Raw genomic sequence first — 13031 nt, forward strand, 5'->3', positions numbered from 1 at the left:
GGGAAGGGACTGACCCGTGTCAGCTAACCCGCGAGCTGGCGGTCGCGCAGCAGCCGGGCGCAGGCCTCGGTCAGCTGCCGGACCGGCTCGGCGACCTCCGGGCGGGTGCGCAGCGCGTCCTCCAGCCGGACCCGCCACAGGCCGGCCTCGACCAGCAGCCGGTCGCCGTCGGTGTTCCAGCGCAGCCGGTCCCGGGTCTCGCGCAGCGACTGTTCGTAGCCGGGCCCGAGCAGTTCGCCGAGCCCGGCGCCGAGCCGGTCGAGGACGGCGTCGTCGGCCACCGCCCCGACGAGCACCCGGGCCGCGTCCCACGCCACCCGGGGTTGGTGGATCACCGGCATGTCGACTCCTTCGTCGGTGTGGCCGTTTCGGCCATCATCGATCGCGCCGGGGCGGCCGGCAAGCCCCTGACCGGACGACGCCGCGGCGGCCGGTCAGCCGTCGACGCGCACCGGGTCGCCGACGGCCAGCGTTCCGGTCTCCTCGGGCACCAGGTGGAGTCCGAAGAGGAGCTTCTGCTGGACGTTGCGGTGCCGGCCGAGGGTGCGCAGCGGTTCCTTCCCGCGTACCCCGGTCTCCTGGTCGGTGGTGGTCACCACGCAGCGGTCGCAGGGCCCGGCGGCGCGGAAGCGGACGCCGCCGATGCGCAGCCCTCGCCCGGCCCAGCCGTCCTCGGCCCAGGCCGGTGCGCCGTCGACCACCAGGTTGGGCCGGAACCGGGTCATCGGCACGGCCTCCTCGCCGGCCTCGGCGAGCCAGTCGTTGAGCGCGTCGAGGGAGGCGCTGCTGGCCAGCAGCAGCGGGTAGGCGTCGGCGAAGCTGACCTGGTCGCCGGTGTCGTGTTCCCGGTCGGCCGCGGGGATGTGCCGGGTCGGCTCGGCCAGCCAGACGAGCCGGACCGGCCGGCCGAGCAGCGCGCCGAGCCAGCCGTCGGCCGCCGGCCCGGCGGGCAGCGCGGGGACCGGCAGTTTCCGGTTGCGGAAGGTGCGCACCGCGACCGGGTCGCCGCCGGCCGGCTCGGGCACGTCCAGGTCGGGCCGCCCCTCGGCGCGCAGCAGCAGGCCGCCGTCGCGGGGCGTGGCGTGCAGCGCGACCAGCCGGCTGGTCTCCCGCTGGGTGACGCCGACGCCGTCGGCGTCGACCACCATCCAGCGCCGGTCGCCGGCCAGCCCCCACGGCTGCACGCGGGCGTCGTCGTGGTCGAGCCGGTGAGAACCCTTGACCGGGTACGTGTGGATGGCGCTCAGCCGCATCCGGTCACCATGCCACGCCGATGCCGTCCCCCGGGTACCAGTGGTTGGCCGGGGTCTCCCGGTAGGCGAGGAACCGCCGGCCGGTGCGTTCGGCGTGCTCGGCGAGGACGTTGGTGGCGGTGACGTTGTCGGTGAGCAGGATCGCACCGGGGGCGAGCTTGCTCTCCACGGCCTCGAACTCGCGCCTCTCGTGGGCCCGGCTGTGGTCGCTGTCGTGCAGGAAGAGGTTGACCGGCCGGTCCAGCGCGGCGATCGAGGCGATCGAGTCGCCGATCACCAGGTCGACCACCTCGGACCAGGGTGCGGTGCGGGCCAGGTAGCCGGCCTCGGGGTTGATGTCGAGCGAGGTGACCCGACCGGGGTGCCCCTCGGCGGCGTTGCGCAGCAGCGCGGCGGCGAGCACGCAGCTGCCGAGTCCCTTGTCGACGCCGGTCTCCACCACGTGCGCGGGGCGGGTGGCCCGGGCGATGGCGTACCAGCCGATCCGGCGGGCGTAGCGGACCTGCTTGTCGGCCAGACCCCGTCGGGCGGCGCCGGCGGTGGCCTGCTGGATGTGCTGCCGCAGCCGGTCGTCCGACTCGATCTCGTCCAGGTAGGCGCGGACCTGCTTGACCGGAATGTCGCAGACCACGCTGACGAACCAGGCGAGGTGGTGGCGACTCAGCTTGGTCAGGTCGTAGGTGTAGTTGTGATGTTCGCGCGACGTGACCAGCCAGCGCGCCGAGGTCCGGAGCACCTTGGCGTCGTGGCGGGCGACCCTGGCCAGCCGCTTGGGGAAGGCGGCGACCGGGGCGAGTGGGGTGCGGGCGATGGCCCGTCGGAGCTTCGTTGCGTCCACGGGAGGGTTCTACCAGCCCGAGGGAAACAGCGGGGGGTGAGCATCGATTCAGCGAGTCGGGCGCGCACCGCCGCCGGACGGGGGTACGCAGGCCGGCACAGCAGTCAGTAGCATCGCGTCATGCCTCATCGCCAACAGTTCGCTGATCCTGAACGTACCCAGTTCTTCGAGGGCCAGCCCGAACTGGAACCGACCGAGGAACCGCGCCCGCGGCGGCGCCGCTGGCGGAAGATCGCGCTGATCACGTTGCTCGTGGTGTCGCTGCTCGGCGGCGGCGGCCTGATCGCGGGCGGCCTCTACCTCCGCTCGATCAATTCCGACATCGAGCGCGTCGACGCCTTTGCCGGGGTGCCGGAGGAGTCCCGCCCGCAGATCGTGGCGAAGGGCGCCATGAACATCATGATCCTGGGCAGCGACTCCCGCGACCCGGAGAGCACCGGCGGTTCCCGCACCGACAGCATCATCCTGGCCCACATCCCGAACGACCGGTCGAGCGCACAGCTCATCTCGATTCCGCGAGACACCTGGGTGAACGTCCCCCGGTCGAAGGACGGCCGGCACGGCGGGCGCGACGCGAAGATCAACGCCGCGTACGCGTGGGGTGGGGTGCCGCTCATGGTGCAGACCGTGGAGTCGTTCACGAAGGTCCGGGTCGACCACGTCATGATCATCGATTTCGCGGGCTTCAAGGAGATCATCGACGCGCTCGACGGCATCGAGATCGACGTGGAGAAGACGTTCACCTCGATCCATCCGCCGATGCGCACCTTCCACAAGGGCGTGCAGCGGATGGACGGAGAGGCGGCGCTGGACTACTCGCGGCAGCGCAAGCAGTTCGCCGACGGCGACTTCGCCCGGATCCGACACCAGCAGCAGGTGATCAAGGCGATCCTCGACAAGGCGGTCTCCGGGGGCATCGTCACGAACCCGGCCCGGCTCAATTCCTTCGTGAAGGCCACCTCCAGCGCGGTGTCGGTGGACGAGAAGATGTCGCTGGTCAGCATGGCAATGGATCTGCGCGGGCTGCGTGGCGGCAACCTCACCTTCCTGACCAGCCCGACGAAGGGCACCGGTCGGGTCGGCAGCGAGAGTGTCGTGTTCGCCAGCACCGAGAAGGTCGAGCCCTTCTACGACGCGGTCCGCCGCGACGCGGTGCCGGAAATTCTGTCCGCCGCAAAGTAGGAACGTGAACTGGCCTGCCGGCTGTGGCGGCAGGCTCCGGCCGGTCATATCCTGCGGTCGCCCTCCGAGTCGCTACACGTCTCGAAGGGCTTCACGGGGGAGGGTCAACCATGTCAAGCCAGCCGGTGACGAGCCCGTCCGCGCCCACGCCGCACCTCGGCGACATGGCGCAGCGGACGGCCACATCGCGGCACCATGCCGTCGCTGACCAGGATTTCCCGGCACCAGCCGGCCCGGAGACCGACGACCAGGAGGCCGCACTCCGCTCCGGTCTGGACACGACCACGGTCCTGCCGTACGCCAAGTCCCGAGCCGCGGCCGGGACGAGCTGGGTACGCGCCTGGATGATGACGCTCCCCATCGACGTCGCCGCGCTGCTCGCGCCGCTGCTGCTCTCGCAGAACTACTGGCGTGGGACGCTGGCCAACGCCACGCTCACCGTCGCCATCTTCGCGGCCGGCGGGCTCTACCGGGCGCGCCGGCACGTGAGCATCCTCGACGAACTGCCGAGCCTCTGCGGGCGGCTGCTGGCCTCCGCCGCGGTCGTGGCCATCATCGCGGCGGAGCGACACTCCTCGGTGGAGTACGTTGGTGGGTTCATGCGCGGCGTCGCGCTCTCGGCGGGGCTGGTGATCCTCGGCCGGACGGTCAGCAGGTCGCTCACCAAGCTCGTACGCAAGCGCCGGTGGGTGGAGCACAACGCCATCATCATCGGCAGCGGGCCCGTCGGGCTCGAACTCGCCCGGCTGCTGCGCCGCTACCCTCAGTACGGTCTGCGGTTCGTCGGGTGCGTCGACGTCCCGGCCCGCCAGGGCATCGGGGCGCTCCCGCTGAGCGGCACCCTGAACGACCTCGAACACCTGATCCGGCTGCTGGAGTGCGATGTCCTGGTCATCGCCGACCCGGACTGCATCGAGTCCACCCTCATGGAGACCCTGCTCCGGCCGCGCAGCTCACGCTGCGACCTCTGGGCCGTGCCGCGGCTGTGGGGCTCCCGCTCCCACCACGGCGGATACCCCGACCACATCGGAGCCATCCCGATCGTCAAGATCGGTGACATCTCGCTCTCCGGCCCGCGGTGGGCCATCAAGCGGGCCTCCGACGTGCTGTTCGCCGCGGTCGCGCTGATCGCGCTGAGCCCGGTGCTGCTGCTCTGCGCCATCGCGACATTCATCGACGGCGGCCCTGGCATCTTCTTCTACCAGGAGCGGATCGGCCGGTACGGCAAGCCGTTCAAGGTCATCAAGTTCCGCTCGATGCGACCGGTGAACGAACAGGAGTCCCAGACGAACTGGTCCATCGCGAACGACAAGCGGGTGGGCCCCATCGGGCGGTTCATGCGGCGCACGTCCTTGGACGAGCTGCCGCAGCTCTGGAACATCCTGCGCGGCGACATGAGCGTGGTCGGGCCGCGCCCGGAGCGGCCGTACTTCGTCGAGAAGTTCTCGGCCGAGTACCCGACGTACGCGGCGCGCCACCGCGTCCCGGTCGGGCTCACCGGGCTCGCGCAGGTCAGTGGCCTGCGGGGCGACACCCCGATCTCCGACCGGGCGCGGTTCGACAACTACTACATCGAGAACTGGTCGCTCTGGCTGGACGTCAAGGTGGTGCTCCGCACCGTCACCGAGGTGTTCCGTGCCGGGGGTCGTTGACCCGGCGATCGGTCAGTAGCGGAAGCGGTCCCCAGGTGGTCGGCCGGATGCGGTGACCGGTGTCGGGTCGGCAGCGAGAGCCCGCGTGCTCGGCCAGCAGGGCGCCCGCGGGCGGTCAGGTGTCAGTCGCGCACGACGAACGGCAGCATCGTCGGCTCGTACCCTCCGACCAGATAGCGTGCCGGGTCCGCGTCCAGCACCGAGGCCAGCAGCGTGCCGAAGACATCCCGGAAGTCGGTCGTCGCCTTGAGGTCGCCGTCATCCAGGTCGGTCAAGCTCGGCTGCTCTCCGTAGAGCCCGCCCGTCACCTGGGGACCCAGCACGAAGACGGGTCCGGCGGTTCCGTGGTCAGTGCCGTCCGAGGCGTTCGCCCGGACCCGCCGACCGAACTCGCTGTACACGACCACGGTCACCCGTCGTCCGGCCTCGGTCTGCGCCAGCCTGGCCGCGAAGCTGGTCAACGCCTGGTCGAGCTGGCGCAACAGCAGCTCGTGGCCGGGCCGCTCCACCGCATGTGTGTCGAACCCGCCGAGACTCACCGAGTACACGCGGGTCGGGACCCCGGCCTCGACGCACTGAGCCACGCGGGAGAGCTGTTCGGAGAGGAGGTTCGCGCCACCCGTGCCCGTGGCCGCGATGTCCGGTTCCGCGGTGGCGTCCGCCGGGGCGTCCACCGCCTCGGCATCCCGGATGAGCTGGTCGATCTTGACGAGATTCGCATAGGCGTCCGCGGCCCGTGCCTGCATCTCGGATTCGTTCGGCTCCCGCCGCCCCAGCACCCCGATCAACTCCGTGGTGACTCCGGCCGGCAGCTTGAGCCCGCCGATGCTCACGCAAGCCCCGGTACGGGTCTCCCCCACGAGTAACGGCGGGAGCATGGGCTCGAAGCTCACCGCAGCCTCCGGCGCGGCCTTGATGCCGTCCAACCATCGGCCGACCCAGCCGGAGGTGGTCGGGCCGCTCGGTGAGGCGGTCTGCCAGATGTCCATGGATCGGAAATGGCTCCGGTCCGGTTTGGGATATCCGACCCCGAGAACGACGGCCAGGCGCTGTTCGCTCCAGAGTCGACTCAAGCCCTTCATCACCGGGTTCAACCCGAGCGAATCGTCGAGCCGGAGCACTCGATCAGGCGCGTAGGCCAGCTCAGGCCGGGCCGCGTAGTACGCCGAGTCCGCGTAGGGGACGACCGTGTTGAGGCCGTCGTTGCCGCCGTACAGCGTGACGACGACCAGCTTGCGTGTCTTCCGGTGATCTTCCCGCGCGGACGCGTCGCTCGCCGTCCGCAGGAGGTCCGTCAGGCCCAGTGCCCCCAACCCGGCGATGGCGCCGCCTCCGGCCACGCCGGAAGCCAGAAGGAACCTGCGTCGTGTCAGAGCGTCCATGTCACGTCACCAGATATTCCGGGCTCGCCAACCCGAGGGTCAGCAAGCGCTGCGGGTCGTCGGTGCCCTTCAGGGCCGAATACGTCCTGTTGGTCCACGTCTCGACGGCTAGGACGTGCGCCATGTACTCCGGAGTCAGCCGTCGAGCCGGAACCAACTGGGCGATCCGACCGGCGAGGTTCAGGCGGACCTGCGCCGCCCCGACCGTCAACCAATCCGCTCCCGCGGGCCACCCCTCGACGCTCGGGGGCGCGAACGGCAACTGTCCCAGCCGTTCCAGTGCGTTGAGGGCGTACGTCAGCATGTCGTCAGACAGCTTTCCCGGCCGCAGACCCAACTGCCGCATCGCGCCGACGAACCATTCCGTCGGCTGCTTCACCAGCCTGCCGGCGCTGGCCGGGAATGCGTCGTCCTCGAAGAGCTTCCGCAGCATCGACATCGAGTCTGGAAACGCGAGCACCATGCTGTCGCGGGTGGACTTCGGGATCGGCTCGGTCGACGAGGCGTAACGGAACCACAGCCGCTCGGCGATGAAGCCCGCGCACCTCTCGTGCCTGAGCAGGAAATCGACCAGCGAGTGCGCGTCGAATTTCTTCCGCACGCCGAGGATGCTCTTCATTCCGTCGTCGTGCGAGGCCGGACTGAAGTATGTACGGCCCCGGTCGTAGTCGATTTTCCAGCCGGTCAGGGCGCGGCCCGCCTCCTTCACGTCCCGTTCGGTGTACCTGCCGATGCCGAACATGAAGAGTTCCAGCAACTCGCGGCCGAGATTCTCGTTGGGGGCGGTCCGCGTGTTGAGTTGCCCGTCGAGCCAGTAGATGAGCGCCGGGTCGGTGATCATCCGATGTGCCATCACCGCGAAGTCGAGCGAGCTGCGCAGGTTCTTGTGCTGCACAAGCATCAGTTGTGGACGGATCACCTTCCGGACCGAGGTGGCCCAGTGCCCATGCCAGAAGAACCACAGCTTTTCGCGGGTCTGGTGGTCTGCGACGGTGAGGCGGTCCAGCCACCACTGGGTGATCCGCTTCGTCTGCTCCCGGCGCTCCTCATCCCCCTTGCTCCGCTGGCTGGGGGTGGGGTCCGACAACCCGGCGAAGGGATCCGGGCCGAGTTCCGGCATCGGAGCCCTCAGCGCCCCCACGTCCGGCGCTGTCGGCGCGGTCAGGGCGGCGACGGTCGCCTCGTACCCCGCCTTCTTTGCCGCGGCCAGCTCGGAGGAGGTGGGACCGAAGCCGGCACGACGAAGGAGCAACGAGACGTCGGCCATGCCAGCAAATGTATGCGACGCCCGTGACGCGGCAGAATCCCGGGGCGCAGCACCCGAGCGGCACCTGGCGGGGTCGGAATCCTCGCTGGTGGTGGCGGATTCGGGCGCGGTACCGGTGTCGCCGTCGCCACCACGACGATTGACCGGGCGGAGATCCGGGCGCGCGTACGCCCGTGGTGTCGCCATGACGCGGGTGGGCCGCCGGGACGCGCATCGCGCGTGTCTCGGCGGCCCACTGGACCTGTCGCGTCAGGACGCGGTCTTCGGTCGCTGGTGCTCAGCCGACCTTCAGGACCTCGTAGGTGAACATCGTCGAGGGGCCCGGCTCGGCCACGGACGGGTCGAAGCTGGCGATCAGCGGCGAGTTGCCACCGTTCGGTGCCTGCACCACGTTGTAGTTGGTCTGGGACTGGAACAGCAGGCTGCCGTCACCCCAGTGGTAGAGCCAGAACGACTGCGCCGTGCCGACCGCGGTGGCGTTGGCGATGAGCGGCTGGGTGCCGCCCGACGGCGCGCTGACGAAGCGCCGGTTGACGTGGGACCGCAGCGCGACGGCGTCGCCGCCCATGTCGAGCATGTCGAACTTCTGCCAGTCGGTGATCACGGTGGAGTTGGCGATCAGGGCGCTCCTGCCGGCGTCCGCCGCGGTGACGAACTTGCTGTTGACGGCTGCGCGCAGCACGACGACCGCGGCCGGTGAGGCCCAGATGAACTTCTCGGCTACACCGATGGTGGTGGCGTTGTTGATCAGTGGCAGGGTGCCGCCGGACGGGGCGGTGACGTACTTGCCGTTGATCTTGGCGATCAGGCTGACGGTGCCGTCGCCGTTCATGACGACCTGGAACCGCTGGGCGTCGGTGATGGTGCTGCTGTTGGCGTACAGTGCGCTGGTGCCGCCGGCGGTGGCGGTGACGTACTTGCCGTTGGCCCAGGACGCGAACGCGATGTAGCCGCTGCCGCCGTCGACCACGGTGAACTTCTCCGAGTCGCCCATCTGGTTCATCGGCTGGCTGGCGGTCAGCGGCTGGGTGCCGCCGGCCCCGACCGAGACGTTCTTGCCGTTGGTCAGGGACCGCATGCCGGTGACATGCGGCACGGCGGTGGTGCCGATGCGCAGCATCACGTCGCTGGTGTTGTAGGCGGCGGTGTTCCGCACGACCCGTCGGGTGCCACCGTAGACGATGACGTTGCGCACCTGGGTCGGCGCCCAGGACGGGTTCGCCGACAGCAGCAGCGCGGCGGCGCCGGCGACGTGCGGGCTGGCCATCGAGGTGCCGCTGTACTTGTCGATCGCGGTGTCGCTGGTAGCCACCGAGGACGGGATGTGGTGCCCCGGCGCGTGGATGTCCACACAGGGCCCGTAGTTGGAGAACGAGGCGCGGAAGTCGACCTCGTCCGTGGCGCCCACCGTGATCGCCGATGCCGCGCGGGCCGGCGAGTACAGGCAGGCGTCGTCGGCGCTGTTGCCGGCGGCGACCGCGTACGTGACGCCGGAGGCGATGGACGCCTCCACCGCCGCGTCGACCGCGGCGTTGAACTCACCGCCGAGACTCATGTTCGCCACCGCCGGCTTGACCGCGTTCGCGGTCACCCACTCGATACCGGCGATGACACCCTCGTACGAGCCGCTGCCGGCGCAGTCGAGCACCCGCACACCCACCAGCTTCACGGCCTTGGCCACACCGTAGGTGGTGCCGCCGATGGTGCCCGCGACGTGCGTGCCGTGCCCGTCGCAGTCGTCGGCGACCGGGTCGTTGTCGACGAAGTCGTAGCCGTGGCTGGCACGCCCGCCGAACTCCTGGTGGGTGATGCGGATGCCGCTGTCGATGACGTAGGCGTGCACGTTGCTCGCCGTGTTCGGGTACGTGTACCGCTTGTTCAGCGGCGCGAAGATCTGGTCCAGCCGGTCCAGCCCCCACGACGGCGTGTTCAGCTGGGTGTCACTCTTCGACACCTTGCGGTTCTGCTCCACGTACGCGACCTCGGGGCTGGCAGCCAGCCGCTTGGCCTGCGCCTCGTTCATCCGGGCCGCGAAACCCCGGATCGTGTGCGTGTACGTGCGGGACACCGCACCGCCGTACCGCTTGGTCAGCGCCGCGGCGCTGGCGCCGACCTCAGCCGGCGTGGCCCTGGTGTCCTTGAACACCACGATGTAGCTGTCCTTGATGGCGCCCTTGTCGGTCGCCCCCAGGATTCCCGGAACCTTCTTGTCGTCCGGCGGGCCGGCGTACGCCGCACCCCCTCCGAACACGGTTGCGGCGGTCGCGACAGCAGCGAGCGCGAGCCCCGCCACAACCGACCGACCAACTCGACGAACTCCGAACAAAGTCAGACTCCCCGTGAGATGAACGTCCACTAAGGACATGGACGGCGTTGCCCTCGACAAGACGCAGCCCATCTTCGCCGATGAACGCCATCGAAGGCTCAGCCGTTCGGACTAGTCGGTGGCGAACGCAAGGGGCACGCTCCTCGCCCTTACCGGGTGGCGGGGCCGACGGCTCATGCAGGCCAGGTTGAGTCGCTTCGCGCCACGAGCAGTACCGCTCGCCCGGTCTGGAACGTGTAGGTCTGCCGCACCTCGTAACGCTGCGCAATGTACTTGATCTTCCAGCCGGGCGCGGCCAGCGGGTCGCCCGGCGCGCCGTAGACACCTGCGGCCGGACCGATGAGCCAGATGCGGCGGGCTCTGGCCAGCCGCCCCTGGATATCGCTGAACTCGGCCGCCTCCAGCGTCCCGGTGGTAGCCGCCGTCTGTTTCATCAGAATGTCCGGTGGCTGGACGGTGTGCGTCCACTCCAACTCATTCAGGTAATGCGTGAGAGTCGGCCGCATCGACCAGGCGAAGTCCGTGTAGACGACGACATCGCCGGTGGCCGCGTTCTCATTGATGGCGGAGGCCATGCTGCGGGTGTCCGGCGCGTTGTGCGTCTGCCGTACCGACATCTGCGCGGGCAGCGAGAGGAACGCGAGCACTCCCACGATCGCCGCCGCGCGCACGAGCCGCGGCAGCCCGACGACCGCCCGCACCCGGTCAGTGGTGATGGCGGCGCCGGCCAGCACCGCAAGAGGCGCGAGGAGGAAGATGCCGTAACGCGGCACCCACACCGGAACCATCAGCGAGACCCCGATAACCGCGGCGACCGGCACCGTGACGAGGGCGACAAGCTCGGTGTAGCTACGGGTCGGCAAGGCGACGAAGGCGCTGACCGCGAGCAGCAGCAACAGGTACCCCACGGCCGGGCTGTACGCGATATCGCCGGGCAGCGTGACGATCGTCTTCCAGGTCGGTGTCTGCACCCAGTGGAGCTGGGAATGATGCTGGCTTCTGCCCAACCACATGAGCGGTGCAACGACCGCCAGCGCGGCACCTATCGCCGGAAGCGCCCGCCCGAGCCGGCGATCACGCTCTTTCCACCACGCCATTGCCAGAATCACCACATGTGCGGCCACCACGGAGAGCGCGACCAGATGAAAAATCCCGGTGAGCGCCAGGCAGAGGCCATACCCCGCCCAACGCCACGCGGTGGGGACCCGCACGGCGGTGAGCAGCAGCAGGGATGAAAGTGTCGCGAAAAGGAATGCAAAAGCGTAGGGCCTGGCCGTGTGGGCGAAGAACACCAGGCTGGGTATCGCCGAGCAGATGACGCCGGCCACGATTCCGGCTGCCTGCCCGGCGGCTCGCCGGCCCAGCTCGGCGGTCACCCCCACGCCAGCCGCCATCGCCAGGAGCGAGGGCAGGCGCAGGACCACATCGGACTCGCCGAAGATCGCGACCAGTCCCAGGAGCACCAGGTAGAAGGGGGTGATCACCGCGTCCTTGTAGCTGGCCAACTGGAAGAGCTCGCCGGGCGACCGAGTCGCGGCGGAGAGCGAGGCGCCCTCGTCCCAGTCGAGCGGGACACTGGTCAGCGAATAGCCAGCGACCACCAGCATAAGGACGAATCCGACGCCAAAAGGTACGCTCTTCCTGCAGTTCACCCGGTTCCCCTTCCCCGTGAGGCAAGGAGAATAGCGAACGTCCAACGCGTTTTCTTACCGCCTGGGTGCTGTCGGCGGTCCCGCCGCGATGAAACGGCGTTGGTCCGCCGCGGGCCCAGAGCGTTTGTGTAACTGATTGACTACCTGAGGTTGTCCATTCCTGGAACCTTGAGTCAAGGGAAGTCAGCGCGTCGATCGCGTCGGCAAAAAGGGGGAAACCACCGCCACGATAGTGTGTTTGTCCGGCCGGGTGAGCGCGCCAGCGGTTCGGGCCCGCTGGCGCGCGGCACCGTGGTCCAGACTCAGCACCTCCTGAGGAGGATCACCGGCCAGGTGCGGCGTCCAGCTCTGCTCCGGTGGAGAGCGAGGCGTACGCCGCCTGCAACTGCCGGCGAACCGCCGCCGAGCTGTGATGTGCCACCACCCACTCCCGTCCGTTGGCGGCGAGTCGCGCGGCGGTCTCCGGCGCGGACAGCAGCCCACTGACCGCCGCGATCCAACCGGCCCTGTCGTCGGCGACGCGGACGTGAACACCGTCCGCCACACCCGCGCGGTCGGCCACCATGCTGGTCGTCACGCTCGGAACCCCAGCCGACATCGCCTGGATGAGCTTCAGCTGGACGCCGGTACCCCGGAAGATCGGCGCGATGGCGACGGCGGCATCCGCGTAGTGGGGCTCAACCGCGGGCGCGTTGGCGTGGAGTTCGATGCCGTTTCCGACCAGTTCCTGGACCGCCTTGGGCGGGTCCGTGCCGACGATCCGGAGCCGGGCGTCCGGGACGGCGTCACGAATGCCCTGCCAGCACTCCCGCACGAACCACAGGAGGCCGTTGACGTTCGCCTCGTAGCTGAGCCGACCGACGAACAGGACCGTCGGTGCGATCGGGCCCGCCTGCCGCTGGACGGAGAAGTCGCAGGGGCTTCTGACGAGGAAGGTGTTGGGCCGCTCCTGGCCGGGCAGCGACGGAGCGGAGAGCATCAGGGGAACCCCCATGCTGACCAACCTGTCCTCGCGGGCCCGCATCCGGGGTGCCTCCACGCGACCCAAAGCCCGCCAGGCGGGGCTGGGCCCGTGCGAGGCAAGCTGCTCGTAGTACTCGCTGCGGAACTCGTCCAGGTCGACGATGACCGGCGTTGAGCCACAGGCCTCGACCAGGTGGACGGTACGGAAGACGTTGAGGTGCACGACGTCCGGCTGGAAGTCGTCCAACTCCCGCCGCAGCGCGTCGGTGAGCGCCTTCGGGCTCGCATACCCCGTCTGCAACGAGACCCCGGTGCCGAGCGCTCGCGCGGAGCGCAGCATGGAACCGACGCGCGGGTTGGGGACGAGGGTGCGGTCGTCGACCGGCAGGAGCTCGGCCAGCCGCGCCTCTTCCTCATCGTGTACCAGCCCCAGGAAGCGGACCTCATGCTCGGCGGCGAGCATCTCCAGGATCACGAGGCTGCGCGGGCGAACCGATGCCGGGATCCACGGCGCTA

The 13031-nt window shown here is 69.5% G+C and carries 10 protein-coding genes; 2 read left to right on the forward strand and 8 right to left on the reverse strand.

The window, feature by feature from the left end:
- Positions 1-23: 23 nt before the first annotated feature.
- The 3 genes from AC1WTP_RS11830 to AC1WTP_RS11840 form a co-directional block, all read right to left on the reverse strand.
- The gene (locus AC1WTP_RS11830; RefSeq protein ID WP_481649269.1) at positions 24-341 is read right to left on the reverse strand and encodes a hypothetical protein; all 318 of its coding nucleotides are present in this window, start codon (positions 339-341) and stop codon (positions 24-26) included.
- A 93-nt stretch (positions 342-434) separates the two neighbouring features.
- Positions 435-1253: an MOSC domain-containing protein gene (locus tag AC1WTP_RS11835; protein ID WP_481649270.1), complete on the reverse strand. Its 819-nt coding sequence runs from the start codon at positions 1251-1253 to the stop codon at positions 435-437.
- A gap of 4 nt (positions 1254-1257) precedes the next feature.
- Positions 1258-2091, reverse strand: a complete 834-nt coding sequence (locus AC1WTP_RS11840) for a class I SAM-dependent methyltransferase (RefSeq protein WP_481649271.1) — start codon at positions 2089-2091, stop codon at positions 1258-1260.
- A gap of 120 nt (positions 2092-2211) precedes the next feature.
- Here AC1WTP_RS11840 and AC1WTP_RS11845 point away from each other — a divergent pair, with 120 nt between their 5' ends.
- The gene (locus AC1WTP_RS11845) at positions 2212-3273 is read left to right on the forward strand and encodes an LCP family protein (RefSeq protein ID WP_481649272.1); all 1062 of its coding nucleotides are present in this window, start codon (positions 2212-2214) and stop codon (positions 3271-3273) included.
- A gap of 110 nt (positions 3274-3383) precedes the next feature.
- Complete coding sequence (locus AC1WTP_RS11850) at positions 3384-4925, forward strand: sugar transferase (protein WP_481649273.1); 1542 nt, start codon at positions 3384-3386, stop codon at positions 4923-4925.
- 122 nt (positions 4926-5047) lie between these two features.
- On the opposite strand, the gene AC1WTP_RS11855 is transcribed toward AC1WTP_RS11850, so the two are convergent.
- The 5 genes from AC1WTP_RS11855 to AC1WTP_RS11875 form a co-directional block, all read right to left on the reverse strand.
- Complete coding sequence (locus tag AC1WTP_RS11855; RefSeq protein ID WP_481649274.1) at positions 5048-6307, reverse strand: DUF1501 domain-containing protein; 1260 nt, start codon at positions 6305-6307, stop codon at positions 5048-5050.
- A gap of 1 nt (position 6308) precedes the next feature.
- Positions 6309-7574: a DUF1800 domain-containing protein gene (locus tag AC1WTP_RS11860; RefSeq protein ID WP_481649275.1), complete on the reverse strand. Its 1266-nt coding sequence runs from the start codon at positions 7572-7574 to the stop codon at positions 6309-6311.
- Positions 7575-7851: 277 nt separating this feature from the next.
- Positions 7852-9825, reverse strand: a complete 1974-nt coding sequence (locus AC1WTP_RS11865; RefSeq protein ID WP_481649276.1) for a S8 family serine peptidase — start codon at positions 9823-9825, stop codon at positions 7852-7854.
- A 248-nt stretch (positions 9826-10073) separates the two neighbouring features.
- Positions 10074-11507 (reverse strand): glycosyltransferase family 39 protein, encoded by a 1434-nt coding sequence (locus AC1WTP_RS11870; RefSeq protein ID WP_481649277.1) that lies wholly within the window; start codon positions 11505-11507, stop codon positions 10074-10076.
- 367 nt (positions 11508-11874) lie between these two features.
- Complete coding sequence (locus AC1WTP_RS11875; RefSeq protein WP_481649278.1) at positions 11875-12978, reverse strand: glycosyltransferase family 4 protein; 1104 nt, start codon at positions 12976-12978, stop codon at positions 11875-11877.
- Between the last annotated feature and the right edge of the window lie 53 nt (positions 12979-13031).

The sequence above is a fragment of the Micromonospora sp. R311 genome (assembly GCF_056780015.1).

What these genes read in the sequence shown, in the direction of transcription:
- AC1WTP_RS11830 (WP_481649269.1), bottom strand. Translation starts at nt 341, where the DNA reads ATGCCGGTGATCCACCAACCCCGGGTGGCGTGGGACGCGGCCCGGGTG.
- AC1WTP_RS11835 (WP_481649270.1), bottom strand. Translation starts at nt 1,253, where the DNA reads ATGCGGCTGAGCGCCATCCACACGTACCCGGTCAAGGGTTCTCACCGG.
- AC1WTP_RS11845 (WP_481649272.1), top strand. Translation starts at nt 2,212, where the DNA reads ATGCCTCATCGCCAACAGTTCGCTGATCCTGAACGTACCCAGTTCTTC.
- AC1WTP_RS11850 (WP_481649273.1), top strand. Translation starts at nt 3,384, where the DNA reads ATGTCAAGCCAGCCGGTGACGAGCCCGTCCGCGCCCACGCCGCACCTC.
- AC1WTP_RS11855 (WP_481649274.1), bottom strand. Translation starts at nt 6,307, where the DNA reads ATGGACGCTCTGACACGACGCAGGTTCCTTCTGGCTTCCGGCGTGGCC.
- AC1WTP_RS11860 (WP_481649275.1), bottom strand. Translation starts at nt 7,574, where the DNA reads ATGGCCGACGTCTCGTTGCTCCTTCGTCGTGCCGGCTTCGGTCCCACC.
- AC1WTP_RS11870 (WP_481649277.1), bottom strand. Translation starts at nt 11,507, where the DNA reads ATGCTGGTGGTCGCTGGCTATTCGCTGACCAGTGTCCCGCTCGACTGG.
- AC1WTP_RS11875 (WP_481649278.1), bottom strand. Translation starts at nt 12,978, where the DNA reads ATGCTCGCCGCCGAGCATGAGGTCCGCTTCCTGGGGCTGGTACACGAT.